This window comes from Mixta sp. BE291 (genome assembly GCF_031457955.1).
Classification (GTDB): domain Bacteria; phylum Pseudomonadota; class Gammaproteobacteria; order Enterobacterales; family Enterobacteriaceae; genus Mixta.
Genome location: NZ_JAVDXN010000001.1, coordinates 948,599 through 975,216, shown reverse-complemented (window position 1 = coordinate 975,216; position 26,618 = coordinate 948,599). Strand labels below are relative to the sequence as shown.

The 26,618-nt window shown below is 56.1% G+C and carries 24 protein-coding genes; 9 read left to right on the top strand and 15 right to left on the bottom strand.

The genetic code is table 11. The annotated features are described in order from the left end of the window. Positions 1-15: 15 nt before the first annotated feature. The 6 genes from J2X14_RS04570 to rstA all read right to left on the bottom strand — a co-directional run bounded on the left by J2X14_RS04570 (position 16) and on the right by rstA (position 5,283). A complete protein-coding gene (locus J2X14_RS04570) occupies positions 16-831 on the bottom strand; it encodes a trypsin-like serine peptidase (protein ID WP_352409997.1) in 816 nt (271 codons plus the stop codon). Positions 832-952: 121 nt separating this feature from the next. Beyond that, positions 953-1,033 (bottom strand): small membrane protein YdgU, encoded by an 81-nt coding sequence (gene ydgU / locus J2X14_RS20995; RefSeq protein ID WP_502889967.1) that lies wholly within the window; start codon positions 1,031-1,033, stop codon positions 953-955. A gap of 143 nt (positions 1,034-1,176) precedes the next feature. Further along, complete coding sequence (gene asr, locus J2X14_RS04565; protein ID WP_352409996.1) at positions 1,177-1,593, bottom strand: acid resistance repetitive basic protein Asr; 417 nt, start codon at positions 1,591-1,593, stop codon at positions 1,177-1,179. Between the two features lie 154 nt (positions 1,594-1,747). Beyond that, positions 1,748-3,238 carry a carboxypeptidase M32 gene (locus J2X14_RS04560; protein WP_352409995.1) on the bottom strand — a complete coding sequence of 497 codons (1,491 nt, stop codon included), beginning with the start codon at positions 3,236-3,238 and terminating at the stop codon, positions 1,748-1,750. Between the two features lie 18 nt (positions 3,239-3,256). Continuing rightward, positions 3,257-4,561: a two-component system sensor histidine kinase RstB gene (rstB, locus tag J2X14_RS04555; RefSeq protein WP_352409994.1), complete on the bottom strand. Its 1,305-nt coding sequence runs from the start codon at positions 4,559-4,561 to the stop codon at positions 3,257-3,259. Then, positions 4,558-5,283 carry a two-component system response regulator RstA gene (gene rstA, locus J2X14_RS04550; protein ID WP_352409993.1) on the bottom strand — a complete coding sequence of 242 codons (726 nt, stop codon included), beginning with the start codon at positions 5,281-5,283 and terminating at the stop codon, positions 4,558-4,560. The genes rstB and rstA overlap by 4 nt, the downstream gene beginning before the upstream one ends. A gap of 177 nt (positions 5,284-5,460) precedes the next feature. On the opposite strand from rstA, the gene J2X14_RS04545 reads away from it, so the two are divergent. Beyond that, a complete protein-coding gene (locus tag J2X14_RS04545; RefSeq protein ID WP_352409992.1) occupies positions 5,461-5,874 on the top strand; it encodes a hypothetical protein in 414 nt (137 codons plus the stop codon). On the opposite strand, the gene J2X14_RS04540 is transcribed toward J2X14_RS04545, so the two are convergent. Together J2X14_RS04540 and ydgH are read right to left on the bottom strand one after the other, a co-directional pair. Further along, positions 5,875-7,266, bottom strand: coding sequence for a basic amino acid/polyamine antiporter (locus J2X14_RS04540; protein WP_352409991.1), 1,392 nt, complete (start codon positions 7,264-7,266; stop codon positions 5,875-5,877). Between the two features lie 211 nt (positions 7,267-7,477). Continuing rightward, positions 7,478-8,431, bottom strand: a complete 954-nt coding sequence (gene ydgH / locus J2X14_RS04535; RefSeq protein WP_352409990.1) for a DUF1471 family protein YdgH — start codon at positions 8,429-8,431, stop codon at positions 7,478-7,480. Between the two features lie 513 nt (positions 8,432-8,944). On the opposite strand from ydgH, the gene pntA reads away from it, so the two are divergent. Beyond that, positions 8,945-10,474: a Re/Si-specific NAD(P)(+) transhydrogenase subunit alpha gene (gene pntA / locus J2X14_RS04530; RefSeq protein WP_352409989.1), complete on the top strand. Its 1,530-nt coding sequence runs from the start codon at positions 8,945-8,947 to the stop codon at positions 10,472-10,474. 11 nt (positions 10,475-10,485) lie between these two features. Continuing rightward, complete coding sequence (gene pntB / locus J2X14_RS04525) at positions 10,486-11,877, top strand: Re/Si-specific NAD(P)(+) transhydrogenase subunit beta (protein WP_352409988.1); 1,392 nt, start codon at positions 10,486-10,488, stop codon at positions 11,875-11,877. A gap of 124 nt (positions 11,878-12,001) precedes the next feature. Here the strand turns inward: pntB and J2X14_RS04520 are convergent, their stop codons facing one another. The 4 genes from J2X14_RS04520 to fnr all read right to left on the bottom strand — a co-directional run bounded on the left by J2X14_RS04520 (position 12,002) and on the right by fnr (position 15,634). Further along, positions 12,002-12,592: a hypothetical protein gene (locus J2X14_RS04520; protein ID WP_352409987.1), complete on the bottom strand. Its 591-nt coding sequence runs from the start codon at positions 12,590-12,592 to the stop codon at positions 12,002-12,004. Further along, on the bottom strand, positions 12,592-13,551 hold the full coding sequence (gene ssp4 / locus J2X14_RS04515) for an Ssp4 family T6SS effector (RefSeq protein ID WP_352409986.1): 960 nt from the start codon (positions 13,549-13,551) through the stop codon (positions 12,592-12,594). The genes J2X14_RS04520 and ssp4 overlap by 1 nt, the downstream gene beginning before the upstream one ends. A 261-nt stretch (positions 13,552-13,812) precedes the next feature. Next, positions 13,813-14,763 carry a universal stress protein UspE gene (uspE, locus tag J2X14_RS04510; RefSeq protein ID WP_352409985.1) on the bottom strand — a complete coding sequence of 317 codons (951 nt, stop codon included), beginning with the start codon at positions 14,761-14,763 and terminating at the stop codon, positions 13,813-13,815. A 118-nt stretch (positions 14,764-14,881) separates the two neighbouring features. After that, entirely contained in the window at positions 14,882-15,634 is a 753-nt protein-coding gene (gene fnr, locus J2X14_RS04505) for a fumarate/nitrate reduction transcriptional regulator Fnr (RefSeq protein WP_085071672.1), read from the bottom strand. Positions 15,635-16,030: 396 nt separating this feature from the next. Between fnr and smrA the strand changes: the two genes are divergently transcribed. Continuing rightward, positions 16,031-16,594: a DNA endonuclease SmrA gene (gene smrA / locus J2X14_RS04500; protein ID WP_352409984.1), complete on the top strand. Its 564-nt coding sequence runs from the start codon at positions 16,031-16,033 to the stop codon at positions 16,592-16,594. A gap of 63 nt (positions 16,595-16,657) precedes the next feature. On the opposite strand, the gene J2X14_RS04495 is transcribed toward smrA, so the two are convergent. Continuing rightward, complete coding sequence (locus J2X14_RS04495; protein WP_352409983.1) at positions 16,658-17,581, bottom strand: LysR substrate-binding domain-containing protein; 924 nt, start codon at positions 17,579-17,581, stop codon at positions 16,658-16,660. A gap of 359 nt (positions 17,582-17,940) precedes the next feature. On the opposite strand from J2X14_RS04495, the gene J2X14_RS04490 reads away from it, so the two are divergent. Then, positions 17,941-19,251, top strand: coding sequence for an MFS transporter (locus tag J2X14_RS04490; RefSeq protein WP_352410148.1), 1,311 nt, complete (start codon positions 17,941-17,943; stop codon positions 19,249-19,251). 142 nt (positions 19,252-19,393) lie between these two features. Then, positions 19,394-20,731 (top strand): 2-oxoadipate dioxygenase/decarboxylase HglS, encoded by a 1,338-nt coding sequence (hglS, locus tag J2X14_RS04485; protein ID WP_352409982.1) that lies wholly within the window; start codon positions 19,394-19,396, stop codon positions 20,729-20,731. A gap of 61 nt (positions 20,732-20,792) precedes the next feature. On the opposite strand, the gene J2X14_RS04480 is transcribed toward hglS, so the two are convergent. Beyond that, positions 20,793-21,098 (bottom strand): hypothetical protein, encoded by a 306-nt coding sequence (locus J2X14_RS04480; protein WP_352410154.1) that lies wholly within the window; start codon positions 21,096-21,098, stop codon positions 20,793-20,795. Between J2X14_RS04480 and J2X14_RS04475 the strand changes: the two genes are divergently transcribed. Then, the gene (locus J2X14_RS04475) at positions 21,019-22,536 is read left to right on the top strand and encodes a carboxylesterase/lipase family protein (RefSeq protein WP_352409981.1); all 1,518 of its coding nucleotides are present in this window, start codon (positions 21,019-21,021) and stop codon (positions 22,534-22,536) included. The genes J2X14_RS04480 and J2X14_RS04475 overlap by 80 nt on opposite strands. Positions 22,537-22,770: 234 nt before the next feature. Next, a complete protein-coding gene (locus tag J2X14_RS04470) occupies positions 22,771-24,429 on the top strand; it encodes a methyl-accepting chemotaxis protein (RefSeq protein WP_352409980.1) in 1,659 nt (552 codons plus the stop codon). Positions 24,430-24,463: 34 nt separating this feature from the next. Here the strand turns inward: J2X14_RS04470 and J2X14_RS04465 are convergent, their stop codons facing one another. After that, a complete protein-coding gene (locus J2X14_RS04465) occupies positions 24,464-25,315 on the bottom strand; it encodes a LysR substrate-binding domain-containing protein (RefSeq protein ID WP_352409979.1) in 852 nt (283 codons plus the stop codon). 124 nt (positions 25,316-25,439) lie between these two features. Here J2X14_RS04465 and J2X14_RS04460 point away from each other — a divergent pair, with 124 nt between their 5' ends. After that, positions 25,440-26,609, top strand: coding sequence for a methionine aminotransferase (locus J2X14_RS04460; protein WP_352409978.1), 1,170 nt, complete (start codon positions 25,440-25,442; stop codon positions 26,607-26,609). Positions 26,610-26,618: the final 9 nt, after the last annotated feature.

Here is a 26,618-nt window from a genome sequence, read left to right as displayed (position 1 = left end):
ACGCTAGCCGCCGCGTTATTCGGCGGCCAGCGCGGCCAAATCGTCATGGAATGCGGTCACGGCAATCGCGCGGTTATCGGCGCGATAACGATCCGCCGCCGCCGGTGCCGAGCTTTGTACCGCAATCAGTCGCCAGCCATCGGCAGTTTGCAGCAGCAGCGGCGATCCGCTGTCGCCGGGCAGGGTATCGCACTGATGCGACAGCACCGAGCGCTGCGCCCAGCCGGTAATCAGGCAGTCGCGGTGTGACCAGAGCGCATCAAGGTGATCTTCCGGGTAGCCCGCCTGGGTGACTTTTCGGCCGGTAGTTTTTAAGGCCGCGGTCAGATCGCTGCGCGAACCGTCGAACAGCGGAATGGGCGCAATGCCGGACGGCGGGTTACGCAGCACAATCAGGCCGTAGTCGTAGGGCGCAGCCGCAGCCGGAACAATCCAGCCATCGCCATCCGCTTTCAGCTTTTTCCCCAGGCTTTCATCCACTCGCGCGTCAATATCATGAATTTCATACAGCCAGCCGCTATCGTTGGCGATAAAGCGCAGCGCAACCGGCTTATCGAGCTTGCCCGGCGGCGTCACCAGACAGTGCCCGGCGGTTAATGCCAGATGCGTTGAGATAAGCGTGGCGCTACAAAGATTACCGCTGGCGGTTTCCAGCTGGCCAATCGCTTCCCAGGGCACGCTGGCCGCGCGCTCAACCGGCTTACGATCGTCATGACCAAAGAACAGCATCTTGAGCTCTTCCGGCCCAGGGCCATCATCGCTCTCATCATCCGCATGAGAAAAGCAGGAAAAACAGAGTAAACCCACTACTAACACAGCCGTTATGCGCATATCTCGCTCAAAAAAGGGGAGAATTATAAGAATATAAAGGGTTAACACGCGTCATGCGTAACTATAGACGGTGAGCAGCAAAAAAGGGAGTTTAATTCGGAATATCAGTATGCTACAGGCTTTAAACATAGAAGCAGGCCGCAATGGCACCGCAGAGAAGCATAACGAAGAGAATAATTTCGAAACGATAGCGACGTACCATTTCTGCTACTCCAGGAAAAAACACCCGGTTTGCCGGGTGTTTGAGAAGGATAACAACGCGCCGACGCCCAGGTTGCGCGCTAATTTAGTAATGCCCGGTAAAACCGGGCATTATCAGTAGGTTAGTCAGGCGCGCGCCTGCTATTACTTAGCTGTAGGTTGAGCGGCGTGTACCGCTTTAGCCGCATGTTTGTGATGCTTTTTCGCTGCCTGGGCTTTCTGCGCTACCGGTTTAGCAGCATGTTTGTGGTGCTTTTTCGCGGCCTGGGCTTTCTGCGCTACTGGTTTAGCGGCATGTTTATGGTGCTTTTTTGCTGCCTGGGCTTTCTGCTCGGCTGCTGCCGGTTTAGCCGCTTTTTTATGATGCTTTTTCGCCGCCTGGGCTTTCTGAGCCACGGCTTTTTTATGTTTGTGATGCATGGCTTTATGCGTGGTTTTCGCCGGGGCCGAAGTGGTGGCAGCAGCAGCCGGTGCAGCCGGAGCGGCGGCGGTTTCGGCTGCGAATGCAACAGAAGAGATACCCATAGCAGCGGCTACAACCAGAGCAAATAATTTTTTCATTGCAAAACCCTCTATTTCTTCATCATTAGCCCACTGCGGGGCCGGTGAAGAGACTATAGAGAAACGCGCTTAAGCTTTCCGTGAGTGATTGGTATCGGCGTGTAACCGAATGTACTACGTTGGCCTGCCGCCCGGCAGGCCAACGTAGTGAAGGTTAGTTGGCGGCGAGGTAGCGCTGCTCCAGGTGGCGACGGAAATGCAGTGCGTTCAGATCTTCACCGCTTGCCTGGGTAATCAGCTGGGCAGTCGGGAAGCGGCTGCCGTGCTGCCAGATGTTCTGCGCAAGCCAGTCAAAAATCGGCTGCAGCTCGCCGTTGGCAATCTGCGTTTCCAGCTGCGGCAGGGCGCGCTTCACCGCCTGGAACAGCTGCGCCGCATACATCGCGCCCAGCGTATAGGTGGGGAAATAGCCGAAGGCGCCGTCGGTCCAGTGAATATCCTGCATACAGCCGTCACGGTAGTTGCCGGTGGTATCCAGGCCGAGGTAACGCTGCATCTTCTCATCCCACAGCGCTGGAATATCATCCACCTCGATATCACCGCCAATCAGGGCGCGTTCAATCTCATAACGCAGAATAACGTGCAGCGGATAACTTACCTCGTCGGCATCTACACGAATAAAGCCGCGCTTCACGCGCTGGTTAAGCCGGACAAAGTTCCTCGGGGTTAAGGCGGGCTGATCGCCCATCTGTGCCACCACCTGCGGCAAAATATGCTGTAAGAAAGGTGTGCTGCGTGCCAGCTGCATTTCAAAAAACAGGCTTTGCGACTCATGCACCGCCGTTGAGCGCGCCAGCGCCACCGGCTGACCACGCCAGGTCTTCGGCAGATTTTGCTCATAGCGGGCGTGTCCGGTTTCATGGATTACGCCCATCATGGCGCTGACAAACTCATTGTCGTTGTAGCGCGTGGTGATGCGCACATCGTCCGGCACGCCGCCGCAGAACGGATGCGCACTGACGTCCAGCCGACCGGCGTTAAAATCAAAGCCCAGCAGTTTCATCAGCTGTAAACCCAGCTGGCGCTGCGCCTCGATGGGGAAAGGGCCGACCGGCGTATCAACCGGCTCAGCGGCCTGCTTTGCCACCACGCGATCCAGCAGGTCGGGCAGCCAGGTGATCAGATCGCCAAACGTGGCGTCGAGCTGAGCGCTGGTCATGCCCGGCTCATAGAGATCGAGCAGGGCGTCATAGCGAGAACAGCCCGCCGCCTGCGCGCGAATTTCCGCTTCTTCACGGCTGAGGCGTACCACCTCTTTTAAATTAGCGGCAAAACCCTGCCAGTCATTCGCCGGGCGCTGTTGCCGCCACGCGTGCTCACAGCGCGAACCCGCCAGCGATTTCGCTTCCACCAGCGAAGCGGGCAGCAGCGCCGCCTGCTGCCAGGCGCGCTGCATCTCCAGCAGATTAGCCTGTTCCACATCATTCAGTGATTCCTGCGCTGCCGCTTGCAGCCAGGTTTTAACCCGACTGTCGGTAAGCAGCTGATGCTGTAATACGCTCAGCTCCGCCAGCGCTTCGCCGCGCACCTGGCTGCCTGCTGGCGGCATCATGGTCTGCATATCCCAGCCAGCAATTGCGGAAAGATGACCGAAGCGCGACAGGCGCTGAAAAGTTTGGGTAAGTTGTTGATAAGCGGATGTCACGCAGATCTCCTTGCTCAGTTAAGGGCGGTTCGCCGTATCCCGCAAGGGTAAATCAACCGGCCAGCAAAAGCGAACGCTGGCGCCGCCCAACGCACTGCTGTCGATCACTACGTGACCGCCAAGCGCCAGCGCCACCGACTGCACAATCGCCAAACCCAGGCCGCAGCCGCCGGTGGCGCGGTCGCGGCTGGGATCGAGACGCACAAAAGGCTCAAGCACGCGCTGACGCTCCTGCGCCGGAATGCCTGGGCCGTCATCTTCCACCTGCAAACAGGCCAGATTGCCGTCAAACCACAGACCAACCCGCAGCCGCTGCTGTGCATAGCGCAACGCGTTATTTACCAGGTTATCCAGCACGCGCTCCATTAACCGCGTATCGGAAACGCCAACATTTTCGCGCTGCGGCAGATCGAGCGCAATCTCATAGTCCGGATGCACCGAACGGATATCCGCAATACGTTCGCCGAGCCAGCTGGCAAGATCCACCGGTTGCAGGAACAGCTCTACCTGCGGACGATCGAGGCGGGCGTAGGTTAATAGCTCTTCAATTAAGGATTCCAGCTGGCCGATATCACGATTCAGCGCGGCAGATTCCGCCGCGCTGAGGTTATCGCTCATCTCCAGCCGGTAGCGCAGCCGTACCAGCGGCGTGCGCAGTTCATGGGCGATGTTATCGATCAGCTGCTTTTTACTGGCGACCAGCGTATTGATGTTGTCCGCCATTTGATTAAAGGCCACCCCCAGACGCAGCAGGCTGGAGGCGTTATCAAAATGAATGCGCTCATCAAGATGGCCTTTACCGAAGCGCTGCGCCGCCGATTCCAGCTTCAGCATATCTTTCCAGTAGGGACGCATCCAGATAAACACCGGCAGCGCCAGCGACATGCCGATAAACGCCAGCAGCGCGATATCCAGCAGCCGCATCTCATGCAGGTAGAACAGATAGGGAATCGGCCCCACCGCCAGCACATAATGGCTGCGCGGGATATGCTGCAAAAAGGTGTATTCATCATCCAGCGCCACAATCTCTCCGGCGCGCAGGCGACGCATACTGCCGGCATCCAGCTGATATTTGCTCATCGGCTCGATATGCAGTTTAAACGAGAGATTCAGGTCGAGATTGTTGATGGTTTTGTTCCAGTCGCGCGGCGGAATCTCACGCAGTTCGCTACGCATCAGATAGAGCGAACTTTTCATCAAATCATCCATCGACTGCCGTCCGGCGCGTTCGGCGGTAAATTTATACACCAGCCCCACCAGCATGGTCATCACCAGGAAGCAGACAAACAGCAGCAGATAAAACTGGATAAAAAGTTTTCTCATTGCGCGTCTCGGTCCCAGGCGTGCGGCGCAAACAGATAGCCTTTGTTACGAATGGTTTTGATACGGTAAGGTTCTGTTGCGCTGTCGTGCAGCTTTTTGCGCAGGCGCGAAATGGCGACGTCAATACTGCGATCCAGGCCGTCATAGCTCACGCCGCGCAGGGATTTCAGCAGGGCGTCGCGGTTAAGGATCTGCCCGGCGTGGATAGCCAGTTCCCAGAGCAGATCATAATCGGCGGTGGACAGGGCGATAACCTCATCACCCAGCGTGACCTGGCGATTCAGCGGATCAATAGTAAGCGAGCCGAAGCGCAGCGCTTTCTGGCTGTTCAGCGTTGGGGCGATTTCATCATGCTGCGCCACGCTCGCCTGGCGTAAATGCAGACGCAGGCGTGCCAGCAGCACCGCGGGCGGCGTGGTTTTCAGAATGTAATCATTTGCGCCCATTTCCAGCGACAGAATATGGTTCATATCGCTGTCCAGCGATGTCAGCAGAACAATCGGGCCCGGCCAGCTGGCACGCAGATCGCGACACAAGGTCATGCCATCTTTACCGGGCAGCATAATATCCAGCATCACCAGGTCAGGCTGTTCACGGGCAATAACCTCTTCAGCGCGATCGCCACGGCTTTCCACCACCACCTCCAGGCCATGACGGCTCAGCCAGGCGGCAATCAGTTCACCTACGTCGGGATCGTCTTCAACGAAAACTATTTTATTCATGATGGGAGATTCAGGCTACGGATGGCAGCAGCTTAACCTTTTCATTTAATAACAACCATCAACGTCAGTTAAATAACTTAAGATGTCTGTTACCAAGCCGGGCAATCTATGCCATTATATCTGCAGGGTTGTTGTTGTAGGTTGCGACCCTTTTTTCTGGCCAGGAGGAGAGTGAGGGTGTCAGATAAACAGCTGGCGTCTGCGGGTACCCATGACCGCATCTGCTTCAATTATACCGATTTTCTTGCTGCATCCTGTAAAAAGCGCTGGAGCTTTGTCGATGCCATTTATGGCGTTATGCCGATCTTTGGCATGGTCACCCGCAATCCAGCGGATTCGCAGCGGCCGCCTTCCGAGCGGTTAAAAGAGTTAGCGCTGCAAATCATTTCGACCCAGGTGAGCGATGAAATTAACATCGCCCGGCTGATCACCTTAGCCGAACAGCAACATATCGCGCAGTTTGATATTTTATTGCCTTATCCGCTTTCCAGCGATCAGCTTGACGCTATTCATCACGAATATCGCAAGCCGTTATCGCTGTCTCAGCAGGAGGAGCGGCTAACTATTCAGTTCCCCGCCGCCCCACATTAATCACTTCATTAATACCCAGGTCGCCGGGAAGGCACCGATCACCAGCAGAGCGATGGCGACACGTTCGACTACGCTGAGCGCACTGGATGCCCGACCGCCACGGCGGGCAAACAGAAACAGCAACATCCCCGGCGCATAGAGTATCACCGACAGCAGCAGATGCAGCGGGCCGGAGGCATACAGCAGCCACAGGCCGTAAAGGCAGGCGCCCAGCGCCACTGCCGTCATCCAGGCTTCACCCTTATGCCATACCAGCTTCAGCAAATAAGCGCCGACCAGGAAATAGGGCACCAGCACCATTTCTGAGGCGATAGTCAGCAGCGTGTTGTAATCCGAATTGGTTAACCAGATCAAAATCAGGCAAACCTGTACGCTGCCGTTGGTCAGCCACAGCGAAGCGGAAGGCGCATTATGGCGATTCTGGCGGCTCAGGCTGCGCGGAAACGCGCCCTGCTGTGCGGCGATTAACGGCACTTCGGCCGCCATAATCGTCCAGCTCAGATAGGCGCCGCAGACGGAAACCACCAGCCCCAGCGCGATCACCGCATTGCCCCATGAGCCAATCAGTTTGGTCATCAGCCCCGCCATAGAAGGGTTACGCATCTCTGCCAGCTCGGCGCGCGGCACAATACCCAACGACAGCAGGGTAACCAGCAGATAAACGGTCAGTGCCGCCAGCACCGCCAGCAGCGTCGCTTTGCCGACATCGCGCTTGTTACGCGCTCGCGCGGAGACCACCACCGCGCCCTCCACGCCGATAAACACCCACAGGGTAATCAGCATGGTTTGTTTCACCTGCTCCCATACCGGCTGCCCCAGCGCTACGCCGGTGAAATCAAAGCGGAAACGGTCAAGGTTAAACGCGACGATCGCCAGTACCACGAACAGGCCGAGCGGCACCAGTTTGCCCAGCGTAGCAAGCATATTGATGCTGGCCGCCGTCTGTACGCCGCGTAGCACCAGCCAGTGGACCAGCCACAGCAGCAGCGATGCGCCAAGCATCGCCTGCCAGGTGTTGCCATCACCAAAGATCACCCGTCCCGGCGAGTCGGTAAAAAAGCTCAGCGCCGAGAAAACGATCACCAGGTAAGAGACGTTAGCGATAACCGCGCACAGCCAGTAACCCCAGGCGGAGCTGAAGCCTACCAGTTCGCCGAAGCCATCGCGGGCATAGGTAAAAATGCCGCCGTCCAGTTCCGGTTTAAGACGCGTTAACAGCAGCAGCGCCAGCGAAAGAAACAGAATGCCCGCGCCGGTAATAGCCCAGCCGATAAGCAGCGCAGCGGGGCTGGCCACGGCCGCCATATTTTGCGGCAGGCTAAAAACGCCTGCGCCCAGCATAGAGCTGAGTACCAGCGCGGTCAGGGCGCTAAGGCCTAATTTTTTGTCCAAGAAACCGTCCTGAAACAGAATAAATAACCAGGGAACCGCGTAGCGGTTGACTTTTAATCAGGCAGGCAGAGAGATAATCCCTCTTTTCCGCTGAAATAAGGCCGGGATTTTACGGAGTGCGGAGGCGTCGCGCAATGCGTGTCTATGCAAAAAGCGCTACAGATTATTCAGAATATGACGGAGCGACGGATGCGCCGCTCCGGGGAGGAAATTATTTAAACAGATCGGCGGTCACGGTCAGGTTGCCGCCGCTCTGGTTCTGCCACTGACGGGTCACGTGATAGAACTTCGCGCCTTTCTCGGCGGCACGTTTGGCTACCGCTTCGGAGATCTCCGTTGGCGTACCGAAGTGGCCGGTGAACGTAACGGTATCAAACGGCTGCATTTGCGCCGCGGTAATCGCATTCACTTCCTGTATCTCTTTGCCGCTCGGCAGGCGCACGGTATAACGCTCGCCGGTGGAGCTCTGCGTTTCAAAGAAACGGCCGACTTTGTTGCTTGGCGTTTCTGACGAAGCCACGCCCGGCAGTTCAACCTGTTTCGCCGCGACACCGCCGGTAGCCAGCGCCGCTTTGCCCGCTTCAGAGTTACGCGGGATCACGTTAGGGCTTTGCACCTGACGTTTCGGCGCATCGGCTTTATAAACATAGGCGGTGATGTACTGGTTGCCGCCGCTGTTGGCATCGATCTGACGCACAATAAAGAACGAGGCCGCGCCTTTCGCTTTGGCTGCTTTACCAATCGCCTCATTGACTTCAGGCTGGCTGTGATAAAAGCCGCTGGCGGAAACGGTGTCATAAGGTTCCAGCTGGTAAGCCTCTGCCTTAGGCAGCTCTTTTACGCCGCTGAAAAAGCGATATTCGGGCGTTTTTTCCGCAGCGGGGGCATCGGCGTGATAGAGATCGGCGGTAACGCGCCAGTTGCCGCTGTTGCCGGTTGCATCGTTAATGCCCTGAATATAAAAGGCGGATGCGCCCTTGCTGTCTGCACGGCGGGAAACGGCTTCGCTGGCCTCGCCAATAGAATTAAAACGACCGCTAATATTAATACGTTCGAATGGTTTTAACGCGGCCGCTTTTTCTGGTGACAGCTCCTGCGCTGCCTGAGCGGTCAACGCCATTGATGACAGCAGAGCGGTCAACAGAAGAGTGTTCTTCAGCTTCATAAAAATGATCCTTCGCCTTACGCAAAAATTGAGTACGAAAACGTGCTGGACTCTTGATGTGTAACAGATTAGCTAAAGATTATTGCATGTAATAATGGCCGCTGTCTCAGTCAATTTATGCCATTCGGGCATGCGGGTTGCAACATTAAAAGGCGCGGTTAAAACGCACAGCTTTTGCTCTGGTTTAACGCGCCTTTATCGATTTAAGCGATTAATGTTAACGCTATTTTAGTTAATTAGTTGTTAAATAACAATAAACTTGTGGGCGATAAACTTTTTTATGCGCTTCTTCACAGAGGTTATGGCTGTTTAAACGTATTTAATACGGGGAAAATAGCGGGCGTTGCTGTCCAAAAGGGATTTTTGCGTAAAAACTTTTTGCGCAGCCTGAGGCGGGTAGATTACGCGACATATATTCAGTAGGTTATAAACACTTTGATACAAAACCGGAGACGCCTGGCGGCGCTGTCGTGGCGTTTCAATATCAATCACTAACCGATGAAAGGGAAAACTATGTTAATTGGAGTACCCAAAGAGCGGTTGCCGAATGAAGCGCGCGTAGCCGCGACGCCGAAAACGGTAGAGCAACTGCTAAAGCTGGGCTTTAGCGTGACAATTGAGCAACAGGCGGGCATCGCGGCCAGCTTTACCGATAGCGCTTATCAGCAGGCCGGTGCGACGTTAGTCGATCGTCAGCAAGCGTTGCAGGCGGATATTGTGCTGAAAGTTAACGCGCCGGATGATGAGGAGATTGCGCTACTGCGCGAGGGCAGCACGCTGGTAAGCTTTATCTGGCCTGCGCAGAATCCGCAGCTGATGGAAAAACTGGCTGCGCGCAAGGTTAACGTCATGGCGATGGATGCGGTGCCGCGTATTTCCCGCGCCCAGTCGCTGGATGCGCTGAGTTCCATGGCCAATATCGCCGGTTACCGCGCGGTGGTGGAGGCGGCGCATGAGTTCGGGCGGTTCTTTACCGGGCAGATCACCGCCGCCGGGAAAGTGCCGCCAGCCAAAGTGATGGTTATCGGCGCTGGCGTTGCGGGCCTGGCGGCCATCGGCGCGGCCGGTAGCCTGGGCGCCATTGTGCGTGCGTTCGATACCCGCCCGGAAGTGAAAGAGCAGGTTAAAAGCATGGGCGCGGAATTCCTCGAGCTTGATTTCAAAGAGGAAGCGGGCAGCGGCGACGGCTATGCCAAAGAGATGTCGCCGGCCTTTATTGAGGCGGAAATGGCGCTGTTCGCCGCTCAGGCCAAAGAGGTGGATATTATTATCACCACGGCGCTGATTCCCGGTAAACCTGCGCCGCGTCTGATTACCCGCGAGATGGTTGCCACCATGAAGCCGGGCAGCGTGGTGGTCGATCTGGCGGCGCAAACCGGCGGCAACTGTGAACTCACCGTCGCGGACCGCGTAACCACCACTGAAAACGGCGTTAAAATCATTGGCTATACCGATTTGCCCAGCCGTTTACCAACCCAATCTTCGCAGCTTTACAGCACCAACCTGGTTAACCTGTTAAAACTGTTGTGCAAAGAAAAAAATGGCGAAATCGACATTAACTTTGAGGATGTAGTTATCCGTGGCGTCACCACGGTGCGCGACGGTGAGGTAACCTGGCCTGCGCCGCCGATTCAGGTCTCCGCCGCGCCGAAAGCTGCTCAGCCCGCAGCCCAGCCGCAGGCGGTAGCGAGAGCGCCCGCCTCGCCGTGGCGCAAATATCTGCTGCTGGCGCTGGGGATTGTGCTGTTCGCCTGCCTCGCTAACGTCGCCCCGGCGGCTTTCCTTTCTCACTTTACCGTGTTCGCGCTCTCCTGCGTGGTGGGGTATTACGTGGTATGGAATGTCAGCCATTCATTGCACACGCCGCTGATGTCGGTGACCAACGCCATTTCCGGCATCATTGTCGTGGGCGCGCTGTTGCAGATTGGCCACGGCGGCTGGGTCACATTCCTGGCCTTTATTGCCGTACTCATTGCCAGCATTAATATCTTTGGCGGCTTTACCGTAACTCAGCGCATGCTGAAAATGTTTCGTAAAAACTAAGGGGCAACAACATGTCTGGCGGATTAGTGACTGCAGCATATATTGTTGCCGCGATTCTTTTTATCTGTAGCCTGGCGGGGCTTTCAAAGCATGAAACCTCGAAGCAGGGAAATATTTTCGGCATGACCGGGATGGGCATTGCGCTTTTTGCCACCATTTTCGGCCCGGATACCGGCAACATCGCCTGGATTTTACTGGCGATGGTAATCGGGGGCGCCATCGGCATCCATCTGGCGAAAAAAGTGGAAATGACGGAGATGCCGGAACTGGTGGCGATCCTGCACAGCTTTGTCGGGCTGGCGGCGGTGCTGGTGGGGTTAAACAGCTATATTGACCACGGCCCCGGCCTGGAACCGATAATGGAAAATATCCATCTGACGGAAATTTTCCTCGGCATTTTTATCGGTGCCGTTACCTTTACCGGTTCGCTGGTGGCATTTGGCAAGCTGTGCGGGAAAATTTCCTCGCGTCCGTTGATGCTGCCGCATCGCCATAAGCTGAACCTGCTGGCGCTGGTGGTCTCTTTCCTGCTGCTGTGGATATTTGTACGCACCGACAGCGCCGGGCTGCAGGTCTTTGCGCTGTTCATCATGATAGTGATTGCACTCGCCTTTGGCTGGCATCTGGTGGCCTCCATCGGTGGCGCGGATATGCCGGTAGTGGTTTCAATGTTGAACTCCTATTCCGGCTGGGCGGCAGCGGCGGCCGGTTTTATGCTGAGCAACGATTTGCTGATCGTGACCGGCGCGCTGGTGGGGTCGTCGGGCGCGATTCTCTCTTACATTATGTGTAAGGCGATGAACCGTTCATTTATCAGCGTGATCGCTGGCGGCTTCGGTACGGACAGCAGCGCGGCGCCAGGTGAGGGCGAAGAAAGCGGCGAGTATCGTGAGATTAACGCGCAGGATACGGCGGAGATGTTGAAAAACGCCTCATCGGTGATCATCACGCCGGGCTACGGCATGGCGGTGGCGCAGGCGCAATATCCGGTTGCGGAGATCACGGAAAAGCTACGCGCGCGCGGTATCAATGTGCGGTTTGGTATTCATCCGGTGGCCGGTCGTCTGCCGGGCCATATGAACGTACTGCTGGCGGAAGCCAAAGTGCCGTATGACGTGGTGCTGGAGATGGATGAGATCAACGATGATTTCGCGCATACCGATACGGTGCTGGTTATCGGTGCGAACGATACCGTTAACCCTGCTGCCCAGGAAGATCCGCGCAGCCCGATTGCCGGGATGCCGGTGCTGGAGGTCTGGAAGGCGCAAAACGTGGTGGTGTTCAAACGTTCCATGAATACCGGCTATGCGGGCGTGCAGAATCCGCTGTTCTTTAAAGAGAATACGCAGATGCTGTTTGGCGATGCCAAAGCAAGCGTAGAAGCGATCCTTAAAGCGCTGTAAGGCGATAAAAAAAGCCGCTGTCGGCATCGTTCGACAGCGGCTTTTCTTTTGCCCGCTTCTGCCCTAAACGCAGAAGCGGAGTCACCCGTAACAAGCTGATTCTGATGACGCGTCTGGCTGCTGATCAATTTTTTGCCTGCCGTCTGGTGCGCGCCAGCGTAGCGATACGCTGTGTGCGACAGAAAAGCACAAACGCCATAAATGCACGGCTGTTAAAGACATAGCGGCATCCGAGCAGCAAAAACAGTGCGATCAGCATTAAAAGGCCATGATGCCCGTTGCCCGCAAACAGTGTAGAACAGAGTAATAGCAGGGTGGCTAAACCAAGGCTGTGATAAACGCCGCTATACCAGCGCAAGCCAGCTGTTTTACCGCGCGCAATAAACCAGGTCGCGGTGAGGTTACTGAAGATAAACAGTATCGAGGGCGCGAAAAAAAACAGCGCCCGCAGCGGGGGCGATAACGACGGCGCTATGGCCAGCGTGGTCAGCAGATCCAGCGCAAAGATGAATAAAAACAGCAGCAGCGCCAGCGCTAAAGGAAAACCGTTCTGTTTCGGCAGCTCATGGGCCGGTTTTGCGAACCAGCGTTCCATATCCACGGTGGAATGCTGCAACAGGCTTGCGTCCTTACGCGCAATCGCCGTCTCCACTTCACGCCCATGTTGCAGCAGATCGCAGAAATAACGTCCGCAAAGAAAAGTGCTCAACGGCATTACAGCACCGCCAATGACTGAATAGTACCAATAATATAACGCCCGGTTTTCGGCACGTTGCTGGGCGCGGCAATTACGCCGCTTACGGCGCTGCCCGCCAGCGCGGCTGAGCTATTCACCACGTTTGCCAACTGACGCGTGAGTTCAGTCTGAATGGGTTGCACAGGGAAACGTTTTGGGTAAAGCCCGGCGCGAATCGCCGCTTTGATTTCTTTATTACTGATGCCCGGATTTTGCAGGCGAATAATCAGTTCAGTTAACCGCGCACGATCCTGGCGAGGGTAATTTTTTAACCATTCCGTTGCCTTAAGCGACGAGACGGATTTCATGGATCGCCAGGTGGCAAGCGCTTCTTTCAGCGCGCCGCCCGCACTGGCTAATGAGATGAGATCTAACGCGGTAGAGGTGGCGACGTACCAGTTCTGTGAATCAAGCCACTGCACAGAATCGCCGCCATTTTCCACCAAATCATATAGCCGATAAAGGCCATTGATGCATTGCAGGCCGCTGGCGGCGGCACCGGCATAACCAATGGCTACCAGCGCACCGCTGGCACCTGCTGTAAGCGGGGTAGCGGCGGCGGCAGAGGCCATGACGCCAGCGGTAATCAACATCGCGCCACAGGAAAGCACGGTGGAGGCGATTTCGGGACCTAAAGAGGTTGAAGAAACCGCGTTAGTCAGGGATTTTCCCACGCTAAGATCACCATTTTTTGCTGGCGCCTTGGTGACAACAACGTGCGTTACCACGCCGCTCTGGCCATTGGGATGGCGTTTCGTTGGGCGTACCAGATAACGTTGGGATCCTTCAGCATAAATAATGCCTGCCCGGCTGAAATCGCGCGAGCAGTCCATCGAAGCACCCAGCGCTGCAAAGTCAAAATCCGGTGCGCCTTTGCTGGTCAATCGGGCAAAACTGTAGTCAGGAAGATTATTTTCTGCGTATCCAGGCAGGGCCATATTGCTTTCCTTTGGGTCATCTTTATCAGCGGCATCGATGTTTACTCTGCAAGCGCTCTCCCGGCGAGGGCAAACCGATAGCTGATTAATCATTAATTTATATTAATACTTTACGCTACCTGTATGCGGTCAGTAAACCTGTCCGGCAGTAATTATTGGACCTGTTTTCGTGACGGACAACACGCGTCGTGCGAATAAAAAAGCCGCTGTCGGCATGATGTCGACAACGGCTTTGGTTTGCGCTGCGTTTACCCGCGCGGGTTAATCGTCTTCGTCGTCATCCAGTTCAATGGACGAAGCAAAGTTATCTGGCTTAATCACTAACAGATCGCAACGCAAATGGTCGATAACCTGTTCCGCGGTATTACCCAAAAACGCCGCTGACAGGCCGGTACGACCAATAGTGCCTAACACCACCACACCTGCGTTCAGGTGGTCGGCCAAATCCGGAATCACTTCCTCGGGCAGCCCTTTCGCCACATGGGTAAACTTCTCATCGATAGCGAATTTTTGCCGCAGCGCTTTCATCGCCACCAGGTGCTGACCGCGAATGGCATCGTTATAGATGCTGGGATCGAAATCGGGCAGCTCAATGGCGATATTGATGGGCGTAACCGGATAGGCGCCCACCAGATGCACCTCGGTATGGTTAACCATGGCGGCCAGCTCGGTGGTTTCACGTATCAGCTTTTGATTAAGGCCATCGTGGTGCGGCTCTTCGCTGGCAAGGTTCACGGCCACCACTGCTTTACCCTGTTCTGGCCAGGGCTGATCTTTCACCATCCAGACCGGGCAGGGACATTTACGTAGCAGATGCCAGTCGGTAGGGGTAAAAATAACCGACTCCAGCCGATCGTGCTGGTGGGCCATTTTTAACACTAAATCGTGCTGACCGGCGAGGACTTCCTGAATAATCGCTTCAAAGGGGCGGTTATGCCACACCACCTTGATATCGATAGCCACACCCGCGTCCAGATAAGCCTGAGCCTGTTCGCGAATCCATTCGGTGCGCTGGCTGATTACTCCCTGGCGCATCGTGGTGCGTTCATCGGGTGAAAGCAGGGTGGTCATCTCATAGGAAAAATCATAAATAGGCAAAAAAGCCTTAATTTTCCCGCCGATACGCTGGTTGAGGTAAACGGCCCGACGCAAAGCAGGCTGATCGTCCTGTTCCGGATCTATCGCCACCAGAATATTTTGATACTTAACCATAACGGCTTCTCCAAACACCAGAGCGTGTCAGGTAAAGATAGCCCATTAACAGGTCAGGCAAAAGAGGGAAAGTTCTAGCCGGATCAATAAAATAACAAATAGTGATCCGGCCAACTTATCAGGCCGCGCCGCGGCTTTGACCGGCCAGCTCGGCCAGCATTGGATGGTCTTCAATAGTAATATATTTACCTTTCACCGCCAGCATACCGCTTTTCTGGAAGCGTCCCAGCAGGCGGCTGATGGTTTCCACCGTCAGTCCCAGGTAGTTACCGATATCGCCACGCGTCATGGTCAGACGAAATTCGCGCTGTGAGAAACCGCGCTGGCCGAAACGACGCGCCAGGTTCCAGATAAAGGCGGCCAGGCGTTCTTCGGCGTTTTTCTTGGAAAGCAGCAGGATCATGTCCTGATCGCCTTTGATCTCGCCGCTCATCAAACGCATCATCTGCTGGCGCAGAGCAGGCATTTTACCGGAGAGATCATCTAATGTTTCGAAAGGAATCTCACACACCATTGAGGTTTCCAGCGCCTGCGCAAAGCTGGGGTGGTGCCCGGAGCCGATAGCGTCGAAGCCAACCAGGTCGCCCGCCAGGTGAAAGCCGGTGATTTGCTCATCGCCCTGTTCGGTAATGGTGTAACTTTTAATGGTTCCGGAGCGAATAGCATACAGCGAACGCAGCTCATCACCGGCCTTAAACAACGCCTGACCTTTCTGAATCGGTTTTTTACGCTCGATAATGTTGTCCAGCTGGTCCAGCTCGTGCTCATTCAGCGTAAAAGGAATACAGAGTTGGCTAATACTACAGTCCTGGCAATGAATTGCGCATCCACCAGACTGGATACGACGAATGCTGCGTTTTTCCGGGATCATGATACATCCTCGACAATAATTGACTGAGGTCAATTTTAACATTCTTCAGGCGCGAAATGGAATGCATAAGCGCACTTTTAACCGCATAAAAAGCAGGGACGTTATCGATTAATAACATCAATGTAACTGAGTGGATGAAATTTATGCGCTTTTTTGTTAATTAATGACGCGAAAGACCTTTTTAACCCTCCGGCGGATCTGAAACGGTGTTTAACACTTAACTGACCTGACAAAAAATAGCCGTTTCGCTGGTTGATAATCAAACAGCGATCGCGCTCATAGCGCGCGCTGGCATTGGTTTTGGCAACGCCTCGTCAATCAGTTAAACTGAGCGGGACGCACGGCTATTTTCTTCTTCGTGCATTGCCACGACATTTCAGGCGTGAGGTAAGCCCCATGAACCTTGACGATAAAGATCTGTTTCGTGACGCTATGGAAGATGTCACTCCGCTGAAAGATTGCGCGAATATTCACTGGCTCAAAGCGCCGACGCCAAAAACGCCGCGTCAGCCGGTGAATGAGGAAATGGAGAACTTCCTTACCCGAGGCTACCTCGATATTGTGCCGCTCAGCGATCCGCTGGAATATAAAGCCGAAGGCATTCAGCAGGGCGTGCTGGATAAACTGCGTCTGGGCAAATATAAGCTCGACGCCAGCCTGAACCTGCTGCGTCAGCCGGTGGAGGCGTGCCGCCAGGCGGTGTTTGCTTTTATGATGGAAGCGCGGAAGGATAATTTACGCAACCTGCTGATTGTGCATGGTAAAGGCAGGGAAGATGAATCCCATGCCAATATTGTACGCAGTTATCTGGCGCGCTGGTTGCAGCAGTTTGACGACGTACAGGCGTTCTGCATTGCTCAGCCACAGCATGGCGGCAGCGGCGCGATCTATGTCGGTATGCGTAAAACAGAACAGGCGCGGCTGGATAACCGCGAACGGCATGCGAAACGCAGCCGTTAATCTCTGCGGCTGGCCTTGTCCAGCCGTTGTTTTCCGCACCCGTGTTTAACTATTCCGCATCCGTTACCCTGAATGACACTTACGAATGGTCGCCAGCAGGATCTCTGCGCTAAGGCAGAGCGGATGGCCGGTGCGGGTAATAATGCCCACCGGTTCTCCTGGCCCGTGCGAAGCAATGGGCAACGCCACCAGCGCGCTGTGGGAAAGATCTTCTTTTACCGCGCCCGACGGCACAAACCAGACATAGTCATAACGCAGCGCCAGCTGACGCGCCAGCGAAGTGGACGAGGTCTCCACGCAGCTGGCGGGCAGGGTGCAGCCCTGTTGATCCATCATCGCCTGGGCGATACGGCGCGGCGCGGTGCCTTCCGGTGAAATCACCACCGGCCACTGTAGCGCGCGGGAAAGGGTGACGTTGTCACTTAAAAGCGGATGTTCCGGCCGTACCACCAGCCGTAACGATTCCAGAAATAGCAGCTCATAAGCGAGCCCGGTCATCATATCGGCATCCGCCATGCGGCCAATACCAATATCAAACTCACCGGCTTTGAGACCGGCCAGCAGCACATTATTGTGCAGCGTGGCGACCTGCACCGTGGCCTGCGGCTGCTGCTGGTGAAAACGGTCAAGAATTTGCGGCAGCATGCCCATCGCCGCCGTGGTCAATGCGCCCAACCGAATAATGACCGGGCGATCGCTCATCGGGCTGGAAAAAGACTGACCGGCATGGTTTAGCGCATCCAGCACCTTAATGGCATGGGTTAAGAACTGCTCGCCGAAGGTGGTAAGCTGCGCGCCCAATCGGCCACGCTCAAACAGACGCACGCCGGTCAGCTCTTCCAGTTCATTAAGGGTTTTCGAAAGCGCGGGCTGGCTCAGGCTGAGCGTTTCCGCCGCGCGGCCCAGCGTACCTTGCTGCGCGACCGCGACAAAAGTATGTAAATGACGCAGACGAATGCGCTGATTAAACAGATAGTTTTTATCCATAGGGCAAGAGTAAAGAGACCGTGAGAAGTTACGCAAGCAGCAGGCTGCAATTTTGTTAACTTTATTGCAAATTAAATTTAACATTATCGCCGGTTGCTCAGGAAAAGAACGGTATTCATCAACACGAAAGTAATTCTTTCCTGGAACGCCATAACTTTTTCGCATGGTTAACCGTAGCGGCAGCGGGCAAAAACGTATTGAGACAATTTCAGGCAACGGCAGCGGGCAAAAGAGCGTATTGAGAATATTTCAGGCAGCGGCAAAGTCATGGCGTCAGCGTATAGCGTTTCGCTATGATAGAGCGTTTTTTTATCATTACTGGACGCTTTATCTGTTAACAAACCACAGGGAGTCGAGTTCTGGACAGTACAACGGCCATTGACGTTCGCCAGCGCATTAACCAGCACGGCCTGAGCGCATTTCAACGACGCATTATCGCGCTCTGTTTTATTATCGTCGCGCTGGATGGCATGGATATCGCGCTGATGGGGTTTATTGCGCCCGCTCTGCGTAGCGCCTGGCAAATATCCAGCCATCAGCTTGGCATGGCGATTGGCGCGGCGCTGGTCGGGCTGGCGCTGGGCGCGATGTTTGCCGGCCCGCTGGCCGACCGCTACGGACGGCGCTGGATCATTATCAGCAGCGTCTTCTTTTTTGGTCTCTGGACGCTGGCGACGGCAATGGCGCAAAACATCGAACAGATGATGCTGTTCCGACTGCTGACCGGGCTGGGGCTGGGTGCCGCAATGCCAAACGTCGGTACGCTGGTCGCGGAATATGCCCCTGAGCGCCAGCGCGCATTTTTGATTACCGTGGTGTTCTGCGGCTTTACCTTCGGCGCGGCCAGCGGCGGTTTTGCCGCCTCATGGCTGATCCCAAATTTCGGCTGGCATGCGGTGCTGCTGTTAGGCGGCATTCTGCCTTTGATGCTGTTGCCGCTGCTGCTGCGCTACCTGCCTGAATCGGTGCGCTTTCTGCTGGCACAGCAGGCGGCGGACTGGCGCATTCGCGCTATTGTCGAAAAAATGTGGCCGGGCAGCACCACCCCCTATAGCACCTTTGTTTATCCTCTACCGATGCCGGGCGCAGGCGGTATCCGCACCGTGCTTTCCGTTCAGTACCGTTTCGGCAGCCTGATGCTGTGGGGCGGCTACTTTATGGGGCTGTTTCTGGTCTATCTGATTGGCAGCTGGATGCCAGCGCTGATTGGCGATATGGGATTAAGCGTTACCGCCGCCGCGCTGATTACCGCCATGTACCAGGCGGGTGGCACCGTAGGATCGCTGTTCGCCGGTTGGTTAATGGATCGGGTTAATGCCAATCGGGCGCTGGCGGCAATCTATTTTTGCGGCGGGCTGGCGGCGATTCTGCTTGGCTGCGCATCTGCCCAGCCGTTGCTAATGGCGCTTATCGCTTTTTGCTGCGGTTTTTGTTTCAACGGTGCCAATACCGGCATGAATGCGTTGGCCGCCAGCTATTATCCCACTTCGGCGCGCGCCACCGGTTCCAGCTGGATGCATGGCATCGGTCGTATCGGCGCGATTCTTAGCGCCTTCGCCGGGGCAGAAATGCTGGCGCTGGGCTGGTCGTTTAGCCAGATCTTTATGCTGCTGGCGTTGCCTGCGGCATTGACCACGCTGATGCTGCTGGCCAAACAGCGCTGGGGCTAAACACGATCCCGCTTGTAAAGGCGGCGTGACAGCCAGCGCCGCGTCGCTTTCACCGTCGCGATCACAAATTTAACACCTTTTTTCCGCCCGTTTTTTGCTTGCTCTACAGTGGCTGCAGAGCAAGGCAAAAAAAGGCGGAGTTATGCAAAAGTTTGTTAGCGCGGACGCGCTGCGGGATAGTTTTTCTCAGGCGATGTCGGCTATGTATCAGCAGGAGGTGCCACAGTACGGCACCTTGTTAACGCTGGTGGCGGAAGTCAACCAGCAGGTGCTGGCGCAGGATAGCGCGTTGGCCGAGCGGCTTGCGGCAGCAGATGAGCTGGCGCGCCTGAGCGTGGAGCGTCACGGCGCCATTCGGGTCGGCAGCGCTCAGGAGCTGAATACGCTGCGCCAGCTGTTTGCCATTATGGGCATGTACCCGGTAGGCTATTACGATCTTGCTCCGGCGGGCGTGCCGGTTCACTCCACCGCCTTTCGCCCGCTGGAAGGCGACGCGCTGCGCCGCAATCCGTTCCGGCTGTTTACCTCGTTGCTGCGGCTGGAGCTGATTGAAGACGCTACGCTGCGGCAGCAGGCGCAGGCGATCCTCGCCGCGCGGCAGATTTTCACGCCGCGCTGTCTGGCGCTGATTGCGCAGCATCAGCAGCAGGGCGGATTTGATGAACCGACCGCCGCTGAGTTTGTGCGCGAGGCGCTGGAAACCTTTCGCTGGCATCGACAAACCACCGTCGATCGCGCCACTTATCAGGCGCTGCATCAGCAGCATCGCTTAATTGCTGACGTGGTCTGTTTTCCGGGCTGTCATATTAATCACCTTACGCCGCGCACGCTGGATATCGATCGGGTGCAGGCGCTGATGCCTGAACGGGGCATTGTGCCCAAGGCGATTATCGAAGGGCCGCCGCGCCGTCAGGTACCGATTCTGCTGCGTCAGACCAGCTTTAAAGCGCTGGAAGAGCCGGTTATCTTTAGCGATGGCGGCGAAGGCAGCCACACGGCGCGCTTTGGCGAGATCGAACAGCGCGGGGTCGCGCTGACGCCTGCGGGAAGGCAGCGTTACGATAGCCTGCTGGCGCAGGCGGGCAGCGGGACGCAGAATCAGCAGCATCAACAACATCTGGCGGAGGTATTCCGCGATTTCCCCGATAATGAACGGCTGTTACGTCAGCAGCAGCTTGCCTGGTTTGAATATCGGCTAACGGAAAAGGGCCGACAGCAGGCCTTGCCGCCCGATGCGGATAAAGAGGCGCTGATTGACCAGGGATTGCTTGTGGCGGATCCTCAGGTTTATGAAGATTTCCTGCCGGTGAGCGCCGCCGGTATTTTTCAGTCCAATCTGGGCGGAGAAGCACAGGCCGCCTTTGCCGCAGCCGCCAGCCGGGCCAGTTTCGAGCAGGCGTTAGGCAGCGCGGTTACCGATGAGATGACACTCTATGCCGCGCGCCAGGCCGCCAGCCTGCAACGCTGCGGATTAAGCTAAATCATTAATCTTTCGCGCTGGCGGGTAGCAACGTTCCGCGCGAAAGATATCACGTCTCTTATCATTTCAGCGCGTTCGGCAGCGTGTTCGAGCGGTATGCCGCCGTGCGCTTTTCCCGCTTTTCCCACGTTAGCCCGTTTTTGCACGCCGTTAAGACCCTCTTTTTATCTGAAAATAGCGCAAACCGGGCGCATTTTTCCTCGGTATAATCTGCAAAATCGCCGTCAGCATAGACAATAAAACCGCACCTGCGAATAATAAGCCCGAGCTTCAGGTTGGAAAAAATAATGAAGAATGAGTCCTTAAGAATTAACACAGCAGAAGGTGCATTGCGCGGCGCAATTGATGAAGGCATTTTTGTTTTCAAAGGTATTCCTTATGCGGCACCGCCGGTAGGCGCGCTGCGCTGGCGCGCACCCAGACCCGCCGCGCCGTGGTCAGAGGTGCGTGACGCCACGCAATGGGGCAATGCCAGCTGGCAGTTACGCGAACATTGTGTGCTGGCGGGCGGCGGCGATCCCGGCAATATCAGCGAAGATTGCCTCTATCTTAACGTCTGGTCGCCGGATATTGAGCCGTCCAGCCCGCTGCCGGTGATGGTCTGGATCCACGGCGGCGGCTTTGTGCTTGGCGCTGGCAGCCTGCCGCCCTATAACGGGAAAGCGCTGGCGGCGCGCGGCGTCGTAGTGGTCACGCTGAACTATCGCCTGGGCCACTTAGGTTTCTTCGCCCACCCGGCGCTGGATGCGGAGTTTCCGCCTGGCGAAGCGGTAAATAACTTTGCGCTGCTCGATCAGATTGCGGCGCTGCAATGGGTACAGCGCAATATCGCCTCATTTGGCGGCGACCGCCGCAACGTGACGCTGTTTGGCGAATCTTCCGGTGGACGCAGCGTGCTGTCGCTGTTTGCCTCGCCGCTGGCGGCGGGGCTGTTTCACAAAGGTATCGTACAGAGCGCGTACAGTTTACCGGATAAAAAACGTGATGAGGCACTGAGCAATGGCGTCGCGGTGGCGCATCATCTGGGGCTGAAAAAAGCCAGCGCGGACGATCTGCGTGCGCTGCCGGCCGAGCATTTTTGTTCGCTGCCGTCGCAGCTGGGCAATGGGCCGGTTGCCATCGCGGGCGACAGGGTATTGCCGAAGCCCGTGGTTGAGGTATTTGCCGCCGCGCGTCAGCACCGTTATCCGCTGATGATTGGCTACAACAGCGATGAAGGCAGCGTGCTGGACTATTTTGGTATCGATCCCGCGACCACCATCACCCGTTTACGCCAGCGCCGCCCGCTGTTGCTGAAGCTGATCAAATCGCTGTATGACGAACATGACGATCGTCGTCTGGGGCGCAAAGTGGCGCGCGATATCGCTTTCGGCACCATTACCTGGCTGGCGGTACAGGCGCAGCATCGGCGCGGGGTGCCGGGCTGGCGCTATTATTTTGATTATGTCTCGGAAAACACCCGCGATCTCTGCCCGGACGGTAGCTGGCACGGCAACGAGATTCCTTACGTGATGGAAACCATGACGGCGGAAAATCCACAAATAGCGGAGCGTGAGTATAGCGCAGGCGACCGCGCTTTTGCCCGACGTATCAGCGAGTACTGGCTGCGTTTTGCCCAGGATGCGACGGAATTTTCGCATCAGCTCAACGGCGAAACCACCTGGCCTGCCTGGCACCCAGGTGCCGATGTCACGCTGCGTTTTGGCGTCAAAGGCGAGGCGGCCGTGGTGTTGCAGCACCGCTTTATGCGCATGCGTTTGCGCCTGTTGCGTTTGCTGATGCGGGCGATGGTCAAACTGCATTAGTTATTTAACAAAACATTATTTTAAATAACAAAAATGGCTATTTTTCACCGTGCTTAGCCATTAATGCCTTAACCGATCAATAAGTTAAACGGCAGCCGTTTGTTATCCCCTCAGTAAGCCAGCAGGGCGGATGTTATAAAACAGTATAATTTCCGCCATATCTGCCGATAACCGTCGATAAGCCCGTCAGAGTTGACGGAATTTTCAACGGTTAATGACCGAACTGAGGCAGCTATGCAGTTATTAAAAAACTTCACCATACGCACCGTTATGCTTTCGATCCTTGGCCTGTTTTGTTTGCTTTGGTCGGCAGTGGGTATGTACAGCGTTCACTCGTTAAACGCCCTGAGCGAAGGTAACAGCGTCGATCGACAGCTGGTGTCGCAGATGACTATCCTGAGCAAGGGCAACGACCAATACTTTCGTTTTGTTACGCGCCTGTCGCGCGTGATGGAGATTCGCGCCACGGGCGGTACGCCGGATGCCGCGGCGTTTGCCAACGTGCAAAAAGCGCTTGATGGTATGGCGGAGCAGCTGCAACAGTTTAAAGCCGCCGCGCCGGGGCCGATGGATAGCGCGGTTTCCACGGCGGTAGAAGAGAACTGGACCCGTCTGCTGGAACAGGGCATCAAACCGCAAATGCAGCTGGCGCAGCAGGCCTCGCTGGAAGATTACCGTCGTCACGCCAATAGCGTGACGCCGACGTTGAGCCGGGAATTTGGCGCGGTAGCGGAAAAATATAACGTTGCGGCGGGCCTGATGCTCGATCAAACCCGCGTCACCGTTGATCGCATTACCATTATTACCCGTATCACCATCATTGTTGCGGTGATCTGCGGCCTGTTGATTTTACTGTTTACCGATCGCTACCTGGTAACCATGCTGGCACGCCCGCTGGAAGTGCTGCGTGGTCATTTCAGTAAAATTGCCGAGGGTGATTTAAGCCAGCCGATTGATGAGATTGGCCGTAACTGCGTGGGTAAACTGGTGCCGCTGCTGCGTGCCATGCAGGATAGCCTGCGTGAAGCGGTCAGCGCGATCCGTAGCGGTACGGAAAATATCTATCGCGGCGCGGCAGAAATCTCAATGGGCAATAACGATCTCTCTTCACGCACCGAGCAGCAGGCGGCCGCGCTGGAGCAGACCGCAGCCAGCATGGAGCAGCTGACCGCTACCGTGAAGCTGAACGCCGATAACGCCCGTCAGGCCAGCGATCTGGCCGACAGCGCCTCGCTGACCGCCGGGCAGGGCGGCAGCCTGGTGAATGCGGTGGTGCAGACCATGTCCGGCATTTCCGACAGCTCGAAAAAAATCGCTGAAATCACCAGCGTGATTAACAGCATCGCCTTCCAGACCAATATTCTGGCGTTGAACGCGGCGGTTGAGGCGGCACGCGCGGGCGAACAGGGCCGCGGCTTTGCGGTTGTGGCCAGCGAAGTGCGTAACCTGGCAAGCCGCAGCGCCGGTGCCGCAAAAGAGATTGAATCGCTGATTGGTGATTCCGTAGCGCGAGTCGACAGCGGCTCGAAACTGGTTAACGAAGCAGGCAGTACCATGAGCGCCATCGTCAAGGCGGTCGGCGACGTAACGGAGATCATGAAGCAGATTGCCGCCGCGTCGGAAGAGCAGAGCAAAGGCATTGAACAGGTCGGCACCGCCGTGGCGGAGATGGACAGCGTAACGCAGCAAAACGCCTCGCTGGTGGAAGAGGTTTCCGCCGCCGCGACCGCGCTGGAACGTCAGACCGAAGATCTACAGCGTTCGGTCGCCCGCTTCCGTCTCTCTGAGCGTGATACCGCGCAGCCTGAGCCGGTTAAAACGCCGGTGCTGAAGAGTTCGCCCGTGCGCGCTGCGCCTGCCGCCAGCGCGGCGGATGAGTGGGTCTCTTTCTAAACTGGCACGCCCGTAGCCAGGGCGCGCGCCCTGGCTAATCAGGTTGACAGAGCCACGCCACCAGCGTCGCAAGATGCGGTGGCGTCTCTTTTCCTTCCCGACTGATTAAACTGTAAGCCGCACCGGTTTTCACCGCCGCGTCAAAAGGCGCGATCAGCCTCTGTGCCGCCAGATCGCTTTTCACCAGCGTAATATCCGCCATCGCTACGCCAAACCCCTGAATCGCCGCGCCGATCGCTAAATCCATGGTCGTGAAGTGCTGATTACGCCGCATCGCCAGTTCAACCTTTTGCGCATGCAGCCACAGTTGCCAGTCGCGCTCGTCATTAGTGGCATGCAAAAAAGTAAAGTTAGCGAGATCGGCCACGGTCAGCGGCTTATCGTCCAGCAGCGTTTTGGCTAACACCGGTGTCAGCTGCTCTTCAAACAGCGGATGGCTGCCCGGCGGTGCGTTGCCGTAGACAATGGCCGCATCGAAGTTTTCCAGTTGCTCATTCGGTGCCAGGATAGTGGTCAACTTAACGTGCAGGTCGGTATATTGCTGCTCCAGCTGAACCAGCTTAGGCAACAGCCAGCGCATAGAACAGCTTGGCGCGCGTAAACGCAGCACATCATCTGGCTGACGGGCCTGGTCCGTGGCGCTCTGCATCAGCTCATAACCCTGTTTCAGCTGCGGCAGCAGCAGCGCGCCGCGTACGGTTAAATGCAGGCCGCGCGCGTGACGTTCAAACAACGCAAAACCCAGCCACTGCTCCAGCGTAGCGATTTTACGGCTGACCGCCCCCTGCGTCAGGCAGAGTTCATCGGCGGCACGCGTTAAATTAAGATGGCGGGCGGTAACCAGAAAGGCATGAATGGCATTCAGCGGCAGCGGTTGATTCACCATAAGATAACCCTAAGCAATGAGTTTTACGCATAACTATTATGACAACAATTCGCTTGCTGTGACAGGATGGCTCGGTTTGAATGGATATATAATTATTATGTATATTTATTCATTGGGGTAGGGAATGACTTTGTCTTCAGGCGTAACGCATCGTTCAAAATTGCCGGATGTCGGCACCACCGTCTTTAGCGCGATCGAACAACTTTCTGCACAACATAATGCGATCGACCTGGCGCAGGGCGCGCCTAATTTCTCCTGTGATGAAGCGCTGATTGCCTGCGTTAATCAGGCGATGCTCGCCGGACATAATCAATATGCGCCGCTGACCGGCCACCCTGCGTTAAAGGAGGCGCTGGCGGAAAAGGTAAAGACGCTATATGGGCAGACCTATGATGTCGCCAGTGAGATCCTGATTACTGCCGGTGCCAGCGAAGGCTTGTATGCCGCCATTACCGGGCTGGTGCATGTCGGTGACGAAGTGATTTTTTTCGAGCCTGCCTTTGACAGCTACGCGCCGGTGATACGGTTGCAGGGCGCCACGCCGGTGGCGCTAAAGCTGAATGTACCGCAGTTTACTATCGACTGGGATGCGCTACGCGCCGCCATTTCGCCGCGTACCCGGATGATCATTATTAACACGCCGCATAATCCTGGCGGTCAGGCGCTGAGCGCTGGCGATCTGGCGCAGCTCGCGGCGCTAACGCGCAACAGTGACATTATCGTGCTGTCTGATGAGACATATGAACATCTGCTGTTCGACGGAAGACAGCATCATGGCATGGCGACCCACCCAGAACTGGCGCAGCGCAGCGTGATCGTTTCCTCTTTCGGCGAGACCTTTCATGTCACCGGCTGGCGCGTCGGCTATTGCCTGGCGCCTGCGGCGTTAATGGCGGAGGTGGTCAAGGTGCATCAGCTCTTGCGGTATGCCGCTGATACGCCAATGCAGGTTGCCTTCGCCCGCTGGCTGCGCGAGCCGTCTCACTACCATTCACCGGCGGGATTCTATCAGCAGAAGCGCGATCTGCTGGCATCGCTGCTACAGGAGTCACCGTTTGAACTGCTGCCCACCGCCGGTTCGTTTTTTATGCTGGCCAGCTATCGCCATTTTAGCGAGGAGAGCGATAGCGAGATGGTGAAGCGGCTGATTATCGAGCACGGCGTCGCCACCATACCGCTGTCACCATTTTATAGTGATGGCACCGATAACCGGCTTATCCGACTCTGTTTTGCCAAAGATGAGGCGACGTTGCAGGCGGGCGCACAGGCGCTCTGCTTGTTAAAAACGCGCTAACGGATCGCT